Annotated in this window: 14 protein-coding genes and 1 tRNA gene; 6 read left to right on the top strand and 9 right to left on the bottom strand. The window is 72.9% G+C overall.

All coding sequences use genetic code 11. From position 1 onward, the window contains the following. Positions 1-151: 151 nt before the first annotated feature. Positions 152-571, top strand: a complete 420-nt coding sequence (locus ACWH4W_RS18670) for an ankyrin repeat domain-containing protein (protein WP_473076852.1) — start codon at positions 152-154, stop codon at positions 569-571. Positions 572-662: 91 nt separating this feature from the next. Here ACWH4W_RS18670 and ACWH4W_RS18665 read toward each other — a convergent pair whose 3' ends face one another. After that, positions 663-1,331 (bottom strand): MSMEG_1061 family FMN-dependent PPOX-type flavoprotein, encoded by a 669-nt coding sequence (locus ACWH4W_RS18665; protein WP_473076851.1) that lies wholly within the window; start codon positions 1,329-1,331, stop codon positions 663-665. A gap of 211 nt (positions 1,332-1,542) precedes the next feature. Next, positions 1,543-1,616, bottom strand: a tRNA-Pro gene (locus ACWH4W_RS18660). Between the two features lie 180 nt (positions 1,617-1,796). Here ACWH4W_RS18660 and ACWH4W_RS18655 point away from each other — a divergent pair. Further along, positions 1,797-2,954, top strand: a complete 1,158-nt coding sequence (locus ACWH4W_RS18655; protein ID WP_473076850.1) for a Gfo/Idh/MocA family protein — start codon at positions 1,797-1,799, stop codon at positions 2,952-2,954. 63 nt (positions 2,955-3,017) lie between these two features. On the opposite strand, the gene ACWH4W_RS18650 is transcribed toward ACWH4W_RS18655, so the two are convergent. Continuing rightward, positions 3,018-3,596: a TMEM175 family protein gene (locus ACWH4W_RS18650; RefSeq protein WP_473077543.1), complete on the bottom strand. Its 579-nt coding sequence runs from the start codon at positions 3,594-3,596 to the stop codon at positions 3,018-3,020. A 93-nt stretch (positions 3,597-3,689) separates the two neighbouring features. Then, on the bottom strand, positions 3,690-4,724 hold the full coding sequence (locus ACWH4W_RS18645; RefSeq protein WP_473076849.1) for a LacI family DNA-binding transcriptional regulator: 1,035 nt from the start codon (positions 4,722-4,724) through the stop codon (positions 3,690-3,692). Positions 4,725-4,833: 109 nt separating this feature from the next. Between ACWH4W_RS18645 and ACWH4W_RS18640 the strand changes: the two genes are divergently transcribed. From ACWH4W_RS18640 to ACWH4W_RS18625, 4 genes are all read left to right on the top strand, one after another. Next, the gene (locus tag ACWH4W_RS18640; protein WP_473076848.1) at positions 4,834-6,009 is read left to right on the top strand and encodes a phytanoyl-CoA dioxygenase family protein; all 1,176 of its coding nucleotides are present in this window, start codon (positions 4,834-4,836) and stop codon (positions 6,007-6,009) included. A gap of 61 nt (positions 6,010-6,070) precedes the next feature. Next, the gene (locus ACWH4W_RS18635; protein WP_473076847.1) at positions 6,071-6,847 is read left to right on the top strand and encodes an SDR family oxidoreductase; all 777 of its coding nucleotides are present in this window, start codon (positions 6,071-6,073) and stop codon (positions 6,845-6,847) included. Positions 6,848-6,917: 70 nt separating this feature from the next. Then, the gene (locus ACWH4W_RS18630) at positions 6,918-7,922 is read left to right on the top strand and encodes a Gfo/Idh/MocA family protein (RefSeq protein ID WP_473076846.1); all 1,005 of its coding nucleotides are present in this window, start codon (positions 6,918-6,920) and stop codon (positions 7,920-7,922) included. Between the two features lie 432 nt (positions 7,923-8,354). Beyond that, positions 8,355-8,744 carry a hypothetical protein gene (locus tag ACWH4W_RS18625; protein ID WP_473076845.1) on the top strand — a complete coding sequence of 130 codons (390 nt, stop codon included), beginning with the start codon at positions 8,355-8,357 and terminating at the stop codon, positions 8,742-8,744. A 46-nt stretch (positions 8,745-8,790) separates the two neighbouring features. On the opposite strand, the gene ACWH4W_RS18620 is transcribed toward ACWH4W_RS18625, so the two are convergent. From ACWH4W_RS18620 to ACWH4W_RS18600, 5 genes are read right to left on the bottom strand one after another with little or no spacing between them, the layout of a single operon-like run. Further along, positions 8,791-9,810: a Gfo/Idh/MocA family protein gene (locus ACWH4W_RS18620; RefSeq protein WP_473076844.1), complete on the bottom strand. Its 1,020-nt coding sequence runs from the start codon at positions 9,808-9,810 to the stop codon at positions 8,791-8,793. Between the two features lie 31 nt (positions 9,811-9,841). After that, positions 9,842-10,744, bottom strand: coding sequence for a sugar phosphate isomerase/epimerase family protein (locus ACWH4W_RS18615; protein WP_473076843.1), 903 nt, complete (start codon positions 10,742-10,744; stop codon positions 9,842-9,844). Position 10,745: 1 nt separating this feature from the next. Then, entirely contained in the window at positions 10,746-11,657 is a 912-nt protein-coding gene (locus tag ACWH4W_RS18610; protein WP_473076842.1) for an ATP-binding cassette domain-containing protein, read from the bottom strand. A gap of 5 nt (positions 11,658-11,662) precedes the next feature. Beyond that, positions 11,663-12,742 carry an ABC transporter permease gene (locus ACWH4W_RS18605; RefSeq protein WP_472089201.1) on the bottom strand — a complete coding sequence of 360 codons (1,080 nt, stop codon included), beginning with the start codon at positions 12,740-12,742 and terminating at the stop codon, positions 11,663-11,665. Continuing rightward, a complete protein-coding gene (locus ACWH4W_RS18600; RefSeq protein ID WP_473076841.1) occupies positions 12,742-13,761 on the bottom strand; it encodes a sugar ABC transporter substrate-binding protein in 1,020 nt (339 codons plus the stop codon). The genes ACWH4W_RS18605 and ACWH4W_RS18600 overlap by 1 nt, the downstream gene beginning before the upstream one ends. Positions 13,762-13,940: the final 179 nt, after the last annotated feature.

Here is a 13,940-nt window from a genome sequence, read left to right as displayed (position 1 = left end):
CCCTCCTCCCCCTCACGGGGAGTACGAGGCGCGTTCCTGACGGACGGCCTGCTGACGGCCACGGCGTGAACGGTCCTGGCGGCCGGCCGACTCCTGCTGTGCGCCTTGCTGCACGGTGAAACGGGCGGACCGGCACGTAGTCTGGGCGACCGTGAACAGGCGACGACAGAAGAAGCTGGCCCGGCGGCTCGTCGAGGCGGTGACGTCCGGGGAGACCCGCGAGGTCGACGCGCTGTTGCGGGCCGGGGCCGACCCGGGGGCCCGGGACGGCGACGGCACCACGCCCCTCTACGCCGCCTCGGTCCACGGAGCGACCGACAAGGTCCGGCGTCTGCTCGCGGCCGGGGCCCCGCCCGATGCCGAGAGCGGTCACGGGGACCAGGGGACGCCCCTGTGCGGGGCCGCGTGCTGGGGACACGTCGAGACGGTGCGCGCGCTCCTGGAGCACGAGGCCGATCCGAATCTCCGTGAGGACCACGGCACCGGGTGGTCACCGCTCCTGTGGGCGATGAACGGGCCACACCAGGAGACGGTCGACGTGCTCCTCACCGCCGGAGCCCGGGCGGAGTGAGCACTCACCCCGTACGCGCCGGAGTGGCCGTCGCCGTCCTGGCCATGGTGGCCGCCGTGCTGACCCCTGAGCAGGCCGGCAGGCCTCGCGCTCACTCGTAGCGCGTGCGCAGCGCCTCCCGCTCCGTCTCCTCGATCTGCTCGATCGTCAGGCCCGGCAGGTCGAGCTGGGCCAGCGTCACCCGGGCGCTGCTCGGCTGGGCGTCGGCGGGCACCCAGCGCTCCGGCTGCCAGGCGTTGCCGCGCATCAGCGACTTGGGGCAGTGCGGGTAGGCCTGTTCGACCTGCACCACGATCGCCGAGACCGGCGGCTTGCCCACCGGGGTGAGCCGGCCGAGCAGTTCCGGGCGGGCCGAGACGCAGGCGCGGCCGTTGACGCGGAGGGTGGTCGTGCGGCCGGGGACGACGAAGAGCAGGCCGACGCGTCCGGTCTCCACCACGTTCCGCAGGGTGTCGAGCCGCTTGTTGCCCGTCGCGTCGGGGATCGCCAGCGTCCGCTCGTCCAGCACCGAGACGAACCCGGGCGGGCCGCCCCGCGGGGTCACGTCCGCCCGGCCCTCGGCGTCCGCGCTGCCGACGAACACCAGGGAGGCGCAGCCGATCAGCGCCCGGGCCTCGTCGGTCAGGTGGCCGGTCTCCTTGCGGAGCGCGTTCGCGTTCGGCTCCGGGTACAGCTCGCGCAACTGTTCCGTGCTGGTGAGGGCGTCCGCCCGCAGGGCGTCGAAGAGCAGGCCGGAGGCGGGGCCGGTGTCGGTCGTCATGCGGACGACCCTAGAAGACGGTCTCGGTCCGGCGCAGGGCTCCCCGTGATCCCGCACGACGGGCGTCAGCCGCCCGCGGACTCGTCCCGGCCGTCGACGTCGAGGGCCGCCCCTGGTCACGTCCCGTGCAACGCCCGTGGCCCGGCGTCCATCTCCCCGGCACGCGTCAGGGGGCCCGCCGACATGCGGCGGGCCCCCTGCTCTCGCATCGTCGGGACGACAGGATTTGAACCTGCGACCCCTTGACCCCCAGTCAAGTGCGCTACCAAGCTGCGCCACGTCCCGATGCGGCTCCCGCGGCGAACCGCGTGATCTCGCAGGTCAACCCTACCGTATGCGGAGGGGAGGACGGGCGGGGTCCCGGGGAAGCGGTCCTGAGCAATGTCCTGTCAAACGGTTGACAGGACAGACGGGCGGCCCTGAAGGTGGGCGGGCAGGACAGGACCCGGCCCGAGAGAGGCAGTCATGGTGGATGCGCTGGGCGTCGCCGTCGTCGGATTCGGCTGGATGGGGCGGGTGCACACCCAGGCGTACGCGCGGGTGGCGCACCACTTCCCCGGGCTGCCGCTGCGTCCGGAGCTGGTCACCGTCGCCGAGGAGGTACCGGGGAGGGCGGAAGAGGCCGCCGCGCAGTTCGGGTTCGCGTCGACGACCCGCGACTGGCGTGACGTGGCCGCCGACCCCCGCGTGCGCGCGGTCAGCGTCACCGCGCCGAACTTCCTGCACCGGGAGATCGGCGTCGCCATGGCCGAGGCCGGCAAGCACCTCTGGATCGAGAAGCCGGTCGGCCTGACGGCCGAGGACGCCCGGGCGGTCGCGGACGCGGTCGCCAAGGCCGGTGTCCAGGGCGCCGTCGGCTTCAACTACCGCAACGCGCCCGCCGTGGAGGCCGCCCGCGAACTGATCGCCTCCGGTGGGATCGGCACGGTGACGCATGCCCGCGTCCGGCTGTTCAGCGACTACGCGGCTCACCCCGAGGGGGCGCTGACCTGGCGCTACGAGCGGGAGCGCGGCGGCAGCGGGGTGCTGGGCGACCTGGCCTCGCACGGCGCCGACCTGGCCCGCTTCCTGCTCGGCGACATCGCGTCCCTGACCGCTGACACCGCGATCTTCCTGCCGGAGCGGGCCCGTCCGGCCGCCGCCACCGCAGGCCACTCCCGTGCGGCCGGCGGCGAGCCGGGGCCGGTGGAGAACGAGGACTACGTGAGCTGCCTGCTGCGGTTCGCGTCGGGCGCGCGGGGCGTGCTGGAGGCCTGCCGGGTCTCCGTGGGCGAGCAGAACAACTACGGCTTCGAGGTGCACGGCACCGAGGGGGCGGTGTTCTGGGACTTCCGCCGGATGAACGAACTGGGCGTCAGCCGCGGCACCGGCTACCAGGACCAGCCGGTGAGCACCGTGTACGTCGGCCCGGGCGACGGTGAGTTCGGCGCGTTCCAGCCGGGCGCGGCCAACGCCATGGGCTACGACGACCTGAAGGTGATCGAGGCGTACCGCTTCCTGCGGTCGGTCACCGAGGGCGTCCCGTACGGCGCCACCCTCGCGGACGCGGTGCACAGCGCCACGGTGCTGGACGCGATGGCGCGGTCGGCGGAGGACGGGACGTGGGTGGAGGTGCCCGGGTGACGCACCTGGCCGCCCCCGGTGGACGTGCCCGGGTGACACGCCCGGCGGCCCCGGCCCTGCCGCTCATCCCGCCGCCCGTGCGTCCTCCTTGCGCCCCAGCCACACCTTGACCGGCACCAGGACCAGCCACCACCACATGGCGGCGGGCCCCACCAGCAGGGCCAGCGGAACGGACACCACGAACACCGCCACGGTGGCGCCCAGGTCGAGGGCGTAGAGGAACTCGTCGCGGACGGGTCCGGCGTCGCCGCGCAGCCAGGGCCGGCGGCTGATGACGACGGCGAGGGCGAGGTGGACGGCGCCGAGGGAGGCCACCGCCGCCGAGTAGATGACGACGGAGGCGCGTTCGTCGCCGTACTCGGAGACCAGGGCGGTGGGGAACGGCAGCAGCGCGGCGAGGCCCAGGCCGAGGACGGTCAGCCAGATCACGTCGGCGTCCACCTGCCGCACCGGGCGGAAGAGGGCCCGGTGGTCACGCCAGAAGCCGGCCAGCACGGCGAGGGTGATCGCGTAGGCGCCCAGGTTGGGCAGGAGGTCGCCGAGCGCCTCGTGGAACCCCTCGGAGTCCAGCCCCTGCGGCACGCGGAGGTCGAGGACCAGCAGGGTGATGGCGATGGCGAACACGCCGTCGGAGAGCGCCACCAGCCGGTCCGGCCCGCCTTCCGTGGTCGGTTTCCTCATGCGCACGACGGTAGGCACGGCGGGCCCGGAGCGGGGCGGTACACGCCCGGCGGGTCACCCGGCCACGGCGGGGGCGGGCATGTTGTAGGGGGTGACCACCTGGATCGCGGACGGCAGGGTGGGCCCGGCAGGCGGCAGCGCGCCGTGGGCGCGCATCACCAGGTGGCAGGCCTCGCGCAGGTCGTGCCGCAGGTCGTGGTGGAGGACGGCGGAGAGCCGGTGCTCGCGCAGCAGCCGGGTGTTGTCGTGGTCGAGGTCGTGGGCGATGAACACGGCGCACTCGCGTCCGGCGTCCTCGAAGGCGCGCAGGGTGGCGATGTTGCCGCCGCCGATCGAGTAGACCGCGCGGATCTCCGGGTCGCGTTCGAGGGCGGCGCGGACCAGGTCGTACTGGGTGGCGTCCAGGCCCTGGCCCTCGGCGATCTCGACGAGGGTGCGTCCGGGGTGCCGGGCGCGCATGGTGCTGCGGAAGCCCATCTCGCGCTCCTCCTCGTTGCGGAAGAAGCCGCTGGAGAGGCTGGTGAGCACGTTGCCGGGCCGGTCGCCGAGCCACTGGCCCATGAGGTAGGCGGCGGTGGCGCCGGCCGCGCGGTTGTCGCTGCCGACGTGGCCGACGCGGGCGCTGACCGGCAGGTCCGTCACCAGGGTCACGACGGGCACGCCGGCCGCCGCGAGGCGGCCGACGGCGGCGGTGACCTCGGGGACGTCGGGGGCCTTGAGGAGGACGCCCTGGGAGCCGCGGCGGGCGATCCGGTCGAGGACGGCGACCAGTTCCTCCGCCGGTCCGGTCTCCCGGAAGTGGAAGCGGGAGCGCACCACCGCCGGGTGCAGGGAGGGCAGTTCGGCCTCCAGGGCGGCGCGGACGGCCGTGGAGAAGCGCTCCGGCGACTGCATGACGATGTCCACCATGAACGTCCGGCCGACCAGGCGGACCTGGGTGCGCTGCCGGTCCAGGTCGGCGATGGCCCGGTGCACCTCACGCGCGGTGCTCTCCCGCACCCCGCCGCGGCCGTTGAGCACCCGGTCCACCGTGGCCTCGCTCACTCCGGCCTGACGTGCGATTTCGCGGATCGGGAACGGGTGACCCATGCGACTGCTCCTGAAGGGTTTTTGATGGGTTCCTGATGGTGGTGCGAGGGGTTTGTTCTGACAAGAATGACATCACCCGCGTCGCTCCGTGACCCGAAGGGACGATTCCATGTCCGCATCGTCTTCCGTGCAGACCCCCGCGCCGGCCGCCTGGCTGTCGGAGCGGGACTGCGATCTGGACGCCTTCCGCGCCCTGGTCGAGCAGTCGACCGACGCCTCCGCCCACCCGCTGGCCTCCGCCGTCGAGCGGAACGTGCTGCTCTACGACGCCGAGCGGCTGGCGCTCGCCGACCGCCGCACCGCTCAGGCCGAGCTGGTCCGCGCCCTCGCCGACGGTCCCGGCATCGTGGTGATCCGCGGCGCGTTTTCCGACACCTCGGTGGTGGACCGGACCACCGCCGTGTTCGACGCCCTGATCGCCCAGCAGCGGGCCTCGGGCGCCACCGCCGGCGACCACTTCGCCGCGCCCGGCGCCAACGACCGGGTGTGGAACGCCCTGGAGAAGGCCGCGCTGCACGACCCGGCGGCGTTCGCCGACTACTACGCGAACGACATGATCGCCCTGGTGTCCACGGCCTGGCTGGGCCCCGGCTACCAGGTGACCTCGCAGGTCAACGTGGTCAACCCGGGCGGCGCGGCGCAGACCGTGCACCGCGACTACCACCTGGGCTTCCTCTCCGACGCGACCGCGGCCGCCTACCCGGCGCACGTGCACCGCCTCTCCCCCGTGCTCACCCTCCAGGGCGCCGTCGCGCACTGCGACATGCCCGTGGAGTCCGGGCCGACGATGTACCTGCCGCACTCGCAGAAGTTCGAGGCCGGCTACCTCGCGTGGCGGCGGCCCGAGTTCCAGGCGTACTTCGAGGAGCACCACGTCCAGCTCCCGCTGGCCAAGGGCGACGCCGTGTTCTTCAACCCGGCGCTGTTCCACGCGGCCGGCGCCAACCGCTCGGCGGACATCCGGCGCGCGGCCAACCTGCTCCAGGTGTCCTCCGCGTTCGGGCGGGCCATGGAGACCGTGGACCGCGAGGCCGTGGTGGGCGCCGTCTACCCGGTGCTGCTGGCGCGCAAGGCCGAGGGCGCCTCGGAGCGGTGGCTGGAGAACGTGATCGCGGCGAGCGCCGAGGGCTACCCGTTCCCCACCAACCTGGACAACGACCCGCCGGTCGAAGGGCTCGCCCCGCCCTCCCAGGCCGACGTGGTGCGCCGCGCGTTGCGCGAGGGCCGGACCGCCCGGGCCCTGCGCGACGAGCTGCGGGCCTGCGCCGCGCGGCGCGCGAGCTGACCCGGGACCGGGAAGGACCCGGAAGAACCCGGAAGAGACCGGAAGGACACCGAAGGACATCATGGGACTTCTCGACGACAAGGTCGTCCTCGTCAACGGCGGCAGCCAGGGCGTGGGCGCCGCCGTCGCACGGGCCGCGGTGCGCGAGGGCGCGGTCGTGGCGGTCAGCGGCCGCCGCCCGGAGCCGGGCGAGGCGCTGGTCGCCGAACTGGCCGGACAGGGCGGCAAGGCCATGTTCGTACGGGCCGACCTGGCCGACGCCGAGCAGGCCAAGGACTCCGTCGCCCAGGTCGTGCGGGCGCACGGACGGATCGACTGCCTGGTCAACTCCGCCGGGCTGACCTCGCGCGGCACGCTCCTGGACACCACGCCGGAGCTGTTCGACCAGCACGTCGCCATCAACCTCAAGGCGCCGTTCTTCGCCATGCAGGCGGCGGTCGCGGACATGGTGCGGCGCGCCGAGCCCGGCACGATCGTCAACGTCATCACCTCGTCCGCGCACGGCGGGCAGCCGTTCCTCGCCCCGTACGTCGCCGCGAAAGCGGGTCTGGTGGGCCTGACCCGCAACGCGGCGCACGCCCACCGGTGGGACCGGATCCGGATCAACGGCCTGAACATCGGCTGGACCGCGACCGAGGGCGAGGACGCCACGCAGCGCACCTTCCACGGCGCCGGCGACGACTGGCGGGAGCGGGCCGCCGCGCGGCTGCCCATGGGCAAGCTCGGCCAGCCGGACGAGATCGCCGACTTCGTGGTCCTGCTGCTGTCCGACCGGTCCGGGGTGGTCACCGGATCCGTCATCGACTGGGACCAGAACGTCCTCGGCGGACTCGACTGACCCTCCCCGGACCCGCCCGCACCGACCGGCCGCACCGACGGCACCACCCGCACCCAAGGAGCACCGCCCCATGCGCATCGGAATCCTCGGCCTCGGCCGCATCGGCGCCTTCCACGCCGAGACCCTGTCCGGGCTCGACGCCGTCGAGTCCCTCGTCGTCTCCGACCCGTTCGCGGACGCCGCGAAGGCCGCCGCGGAGCGCTTCGGCGCGCAGGTCGCGGACTCCCCCGAGGCGGTGCTCGCGGCCGGGGTGGACGGCGTGGTCGTCGCCGCCGCCACCGACGCCCACCCGGGGCTGATCACGGCCTGCGTGGAGGCGGGCGTCCCCGTCTTCTGCGAGAAGCCCGTGGCCCGCACCATGGCCGAGGGCGTCGAGGTGCTGAAGGCCGTCGCGGGCCGGGACGTGCCGGTGCAGATCGGCTACAACCGCCGCTTCGACGCCGGTTTCGTCGCCGCCCGCGCCGCCGTCCGGGGCGGAGAGCTGGGCACGCTGCACACCGTGCGGTCGACCACGCTGGACCCGGCGCCGCCGCCGGCCGCGTACATCGCGGCGTCCGGGGGCATCTTCCGGGACTGCTCGGTGCACGACTTCGACATCATCCGCTGGGTGACCGGCCGCGAGGTGACCGAGGTGTACGCGGCCGGCGGCAACCGGGGCGCCGGCTACATCGAGGAGGCGGGCGACGCCGACACCACCGGGGCGATCCTCACCCTCGACGACGGCACCCTCGCGGTGGTCTCCAACAGCCGCCACAACGCCCGGGGTTACGACGTCCGCATGGAGATCCACGGCTTCACCGACTCCATCGCGGTGGGCCTGGAGGACAAGCTGCCGCTGCGTTCGGTGGAGCCGGGCGTGACCTTCCCGGCCGGTGTGCCGCACGACTTCTTCATGGACCGCTTCGCCGACGCCTACCGCGCCGAACTCGCCGCGTTCACCGAGGTCGTGGCGGGCGTCCGTCCGTCGCCGTGCACGATCGAGGACGCCCTCGAGGCCGGCTGGATCGCCGAGGCGTGCACCCGGTCGCTGCACGAGCACCGTCCCGTCACCGTCGAGGAGGTACGGCAGGCCTGAACGGACCCGCTCCACGGCCGCCGCGCACCGGGACGCCGGGGGCCGCGCGGACCACCTGGCGCCTTCGTCGCCCCGGCCCGGCGGGCGGCCACCGCCCGGTCGCGGTGGCCGCCCGCGGCCGCTCCCGCGCCGAGGCCTCCGCCGCCGCACACGACGTGGAGCGGACCCACGGCTCGTACGCCGAGCTGCTCGCCGGCCCGTGGCCAGGCGGTCCACCCCCCGCTCGCCGACGGGCCGCACGGCCCGTGGGACCTGATCCCGCGGCGGTGGGCGAGCACGTGCCGACGGAGAAGCCGTCGGCGAGCGACGCCGGGGAGGTGCGGGAGGCGGCCCTTCGCGGAGGCCTTCCGCTGCCTCTCCCACCCGGTCACCGGGCGGCTGCACGCACTGCCGGCCCCCGGGGAACTCGGCGAACTGCGACATGCCGAGGCCATGGTGGCGGTCCCCGCCTCGGAGGCCGACGCCCCCGGCCGGTCCCTGCCGCCGGCGGGCGGCGCCCTGATGGTCCTCGGCTGGTACGGCCTGCACGCGCTGCGGATGCTCGCCCCTGGGCGGGCGGCGTGCCGCGCCCGGTCGCAGCGCGGGCGGGTGAGTGGGCGGGCGCACGGGCAGGCCGGGTCGCTCACCGTGCCCTGCGGCGCCCGCTCCACGGCGTCCCCGACCAGGGCGGCCTCGCGTTCCATGCGGCGGGCACGGCCGGCTGGGCTGCCGTCCCGCAGGCCCCCCGCATGGCGGCCCCGTGCGATGCCGCCGTGCGAGCGGGGGGGGGTGCCGAACGGCCTGACGGGCCTCGTGCCGTGGCTGGACGACGTGACCACCTGACGGCGTGACGAGCGGCGACGTCAACGGCAGGGCCGGCCCCGCGCGCTCAGGCGTACAGCGGCGGCTTCTGCGCGAGGTCGACCTCCACCCGGCCGCCCCGTTCCAGCGCCCGGACGCCGGCCTCGCAGACGGCCGCGGCGGCGTAGCCGTCCCAGGTGCTCGGGCCGGTGACCTCGCCGCGGCGGGTGGCGTCGACCCAGGCCTGGACCTCGTCGTCGTAGGCCTGGGCGAAGCGTTCGGTCCAGTCCTGGGCGACGGTGCCGCCCCAGCGTCCTGCCGTGTGGGTGACGAGCTGGTGGCCGTCGCCGATGCGGGCGGTGCCGCGTTCGCAGACCGCCTCGGCCTGCACCTGGTAGCCGAAGCCGCAGTTGACGAAGATCTCCACGTCGGAGAGCGCGCCCCCGTCGGTCTCCAGGACGACGAACTGCGGGTCGCGCAGTCCTTCGGGGGCGCCGGAGGAGGATGCGGGGCGCAGCACCGTCACGGCGGTGATCTCGTGGCCCAGCAGCCAGCGGGTGACGTCGACCTCGTGGGCGACGGAGTCGCTGATCAGCATGGAGCTGGTGAAGAAGGGCGGGCTGGCCACGTTGCGGTGCCGGTGGTGCAGCATCAGCGGCCGGCCCAGCTGTCCACTGTCCAGCAGGGCCTTGAGGCGGACGTACTCGGTGTCGTAGCGGCGCATGAAGCCGACCTGCACCCGGCGGTGGCCGAGGGCGGTTTCGGCTTCCGTCACGCGCAGCGCGGAGGCCGCGTCGGGGGTGAGCGGCTTCTCGCACAGCACCGGCAGGTCGTGCGCGAACGCGGTGAGCAGCGCCGCCTCGTGGGCGGGCCCGGAGGAGGCGATGAGGACGGCGTCGACGTCCGCCGACGCCAACGCCTCGGCCGCGTCGGTGTGGGCGGTGCAGCCGTCGACGCCGGCCGCGACGGCCTCGGCCCGTTCCCCGTCGATGTCGACGACCGCGGCGACCCGCGCCCCGCTGATCACCCGGTCGATCCGCCGCACGTGGTCGGCGCCCATGCGGCCGGTGCCGACGACCGCGATGCCGAGGGGCTCGCGCCGGTTCATGTGTGTCGCCTCCCGGTCCGGGTGAGGGTGGTCAGGCGCCGCAGGAGCGGAGGAACCTGCGGGTGCGGACGGCGATGGGCAGCGGCTTGTCCGGCTCGCACGGGTACATGTCCTGCTCGACGATCGCGAACAGGTCCACGCCCAGCTTCTGCGCGGCCGTGAGGACCGGGCCCAGCTCCGGCACGCCGGCCGGCGGTTCGCACATCACCCCGCGCTGGACGGCGGGCCCGAAGGGGATCTCGTTCTTGACGACGTCGGCGAGGATCTCGGGGTCCACCTGCTTGAGGTGCAGGTAGCCGATGCGTTCGCCGTAGGTCTCGATCAGCTTGACGCTGTCGCCGCCGCAGTAGGCGTAGTGACCGGTGTCGAGGCAGAGGTTGACCAGGCGCGAGTCGGTGGAGTCGAGGAAGCGCTCCACGTGTTCCTCGGTGTCGATGTGGGTGTCGGCGTGCGGGTGGACGACGATGTCCAGGCCGTACGTCTCCTTCACCTCGCGGCCGAGGCGTTCCATGCCGCGGGTGAGGTGGCCCCACTGCTCGGTGGTGAGCTCCGGCGGCTCCAGGATCTCGGCGGTCTTGTCGTCCCGCCAGAAGGACGGGATGACGACCAGGTGCTTCGCGTCCATCGCCTGGGTGAGCGCGGCGACGCGGCCGACCTGCTCCCAGGTGGCGTCCCACTCGGACGGGCCGCGGTGCAGTCCGCAGAAGATGGTGCCGGCGGAGACCCGCAGGCCGCGGCTCCGCACCTCGTCGGTGAGGCGGGCCGGGTCGGTCGGCAGGTAGCCGTAGGGGCCGAGTTCGATCCAGGAGTAGCCGGCCTCGGCGACCTCGTCGAGGAAGCGCTGCCAGGGCACCTGCTGCGGGTCGTCGGGGAACCAGACGCCCCAGGAGTCGGGGGCGGAACCGACCCGGATGCGGTCGAGCGCGACTGCCATGTCAGGACTTCCCTTCCGGGGTTGCGGCCGTGGGTGCCCGGAGGTCGCCGGTTTCGGGGAGCCCCTCCGTGTCGACGCCGCGGACCTGCGCGAGCTCGTGCTTGAGCGCGGCCAGTTCCGCGCCGCCCGCCATGTGGTTGGTCAGCTCCTCGAGGCTGACCTCGCTGCGGTCGGCGCTGAGCTCCAGGGTGCCCAGGCGCAGCACGTTGAAGTGGTCGCCGACCATGTAGGCGTGGTGCGGGTTGTGGGTGATGAAGATGACGCCGAGGCCGCGGTCGCGGGCCATGGCGATGTACTTCAGGACGACCCCGGACTGCTTGACGCCGAGGGCGGCGGTGGGCTCGTCGAGGATGAGGACGCGGGCGCCGAAGTAGACGGCGCGGGCGATCGCCACGCACTGGCGCTGGCCGCCGGAGAGCGTGCCGATGGGCTGCTCCAGGTCGTCCAGGACGATGCCCATGTTGCGCAGTTCCTCGTCGGCGGTCCGCTTCATGCGGTCGATGTCGAGGCGGCGCAGCGGCCAGGGGCCCTTGGTCATCTCGGAGCCGAGGAAGAAGTTGCGCCACACCGGCATCAGCGGGACGACGGCGAGGTCCTGGTAGACGGTGGCGATGCCCCGGTCGAGGGCCTCGCGCGGGGTGGAGAACCGGACCGGTTCGCCGTCGACGAGGAACTCGCCCTCGGTGTGCTGGTGCAGCCCCGAGACGATCTTGATGAGGGTGGACTTGCCGGCGCCGTTGTCGCCGAGGACGCAGGTCACCTCGGAGGGGTGGACGGTCAGGTCGACGCCGTGCAGGGCGCGGATGTTGCCGTAGGACTTGCCGGCGGCGCGGAGCTCGACCAGGGGGCGGTCCTCGCCTGCCGGGGTGTCCGTGCGGACGGCACCGTCGGTGCCGGTCGTCTTGTCGGTCATTGCGGTCACCTCCGGGTCGCCGTGCGCTGGACCCACAGATTGATGAGGACGGCGCCGAGCAGCATCACGCCGAGGAAGGCCTTGAACCAGTCGGGGTTCCAGCCGGCGTAGACGATGCCCTGCTGCACCATGCCGAACATGAAGGCCCCGAAGACCGGTCCGATCGCCGAGCCGTAGCCGCCGGTCAGCAGACAGCCGCCGATGACCGCCGCGGCGATGTAGATGAGCTCCTGGCCCACGCCCTCGCCGGACTGCACGGTGTTGAAGGAGAACAGGTTGTGCATGCCAACGAACCAGGCGCCGAAGCCGACCAGCATGAACAGGGAGATCTTGGTGAAGGTGACGGGGACGCCGACCGCGCGGGCGCTGTCCTTGTTGCCGCCGACCGCGAAGATCCAGTTGCCGTACTTGGTGCGCAGCAGGACCCAGGTGGCGAGGGCGGCGAAGACGAGCCACCAGATGACGGTGATCTTCACCTGGACGCCGCCGACCTCGAAGCTGGAGGCGAAGAGCGCCTTGGCCTGGTCGAAGCCGTCCATGTCGGCGATGCTGTCGGTGGCGACGTTGCCGGTGACGAGCTTGGTCACCGCGAGGTTCACGCCCTGGAGGATCAGGAAGGTGCCGAGGGTGACCAGGAAGCTCGGCAGTCCGGTCCTCACCAGCATCCAGCCGTTGAAGAAGCCGACCGCGAGGGACACCACGAGGGCGGCGATCACACCCGCCCACACGTTCAGGGTGAGCTGGTAGCTCAGCATGCTCGCGGTGAGCGCGGAGGTGACGACGGCGACGCCGGCCGAGAGGTCGAACTCGCCGCCGATCATCAGCAGCGCCACGGGCAGCGCCATGATCCCGATGGTCGAGGACTGGTACAGGATGTTCGCCATCGAGCTGCCGTCGCGCACCGGCGGGGCGGCGAACAGGAAGAACACCAGGACGGCGACCGCGCCGAGGAACACGCCGACCTCGGGCCGGGCGAGCAGCCGCAGCGCCAGCGGGCGCCGCGCGGTGCGGCCGTCCTTCTGCTTCTCGGGGCCGGAGGCCGGCGGCACGGTCGCCGCCGGCTCAGCCTGTTGGGCCATGCTCATCACCGGGTGCCCTTCGCGGCGAACTCGGAGACCGCCTCGACGTTGGACTTGTCGACGAACGCCGGGCCCGTCAGGACGGGCTGCTCGCCGCCGCCGCTGTAGTTGCCGTTGTTCTTGTAGAGCCACAGGCCGTCGACGGCGAGGTAGCCCTGGAGGTAGGGCTGCTGGTCCACCGCGAACTGGATGTCGCCGTCCTGGATGGCGCCGGTCAGCTCCTTGTTCAGGTCGAAGGTGGCGACCTTGGCCTTGCTGCCGGCCTCCTCGACGGACTGCACCGCGGTGGGCGCGAAGGGCGCGCCGAGGGTGACGACGTAGTCGATGGAGGTGTCCTGCTTCAGCTTGGCGGTGATGGTCGACTTCACCGACGGCATGTCGGTGCCGTTGACGTTGAGGACCTGCGTCTTGCCCTCGAAGGTCTTCTCCAGGCCGGCGCAGCGCTGGGTGAGACCGATGTTGCCCTGTTCCTGGACGACGCAGACCGCGTTCTTCGCGCCGACCTCGTTGAGCTTCTTGCCGAACGCCTCGCCCGCGACGGTCTCGTCCTGCCCGAAGAACTGCAGCAGCCCGAGGTCCTTCCAGTCGCTCAGTCCGGAGTTCAGGCCGACGACGGGTATGCCGGCCGCCTCGGCCTTGGCTATGACGCCCTTGAGCGCGTCCGGCTTGGCCAGGGTGACCGCGATGCCGTCGACCTTCTGGTCGATGGCGTTCTGCACCAGGTTGGCCTGGTTGCCCGCGTTCGGGTCGGCCGAGTAGATCAGCTTGACGTTGTCCTTGTCGGCGGCGGCCTGCGCGCCCTTGCGGACGATGTCCCAGAAGGTGTCACCGGGCGCCTGGTGGGTGACCAGGGCGACCGTCATCCGAGGCGTCGAGGCCTTGCCGGCCGAGGCGTCCGCTCCGCCTTCCTCGGCCTTCTTGCCGCCGGAACCGCTGGAGCAACCGGCGAGGGTCAGGGCGGCTGCCGCCGCGGCCGCGACGAAGGGTGCGACTCTGCGGGAGCGGGGGTGGGAAGAGCGGTCCATCAGTCCTGCACCTCACTGTGCTTCACGGGGGAAAGGGCGAGGAGTCCGAGAGTCCGGTGCCCGGAACCTCGGGAGTCCGGGGGTGTGTGCCATCACACACGGCGGTTCTGCTGGGACGCGATCCAATCCCCGAAACCGCCTGCTGTCAATACTTTGTTAAGACATCATTTCACGCGCTC

The organism is Streptomyces sp. DSM 120436 (assembly GCF_055778765.1).
Note: the sequence above shows the minus strand (reverse complement) of the source record. Positions and strands in the feature narration are given on the sequence as shown.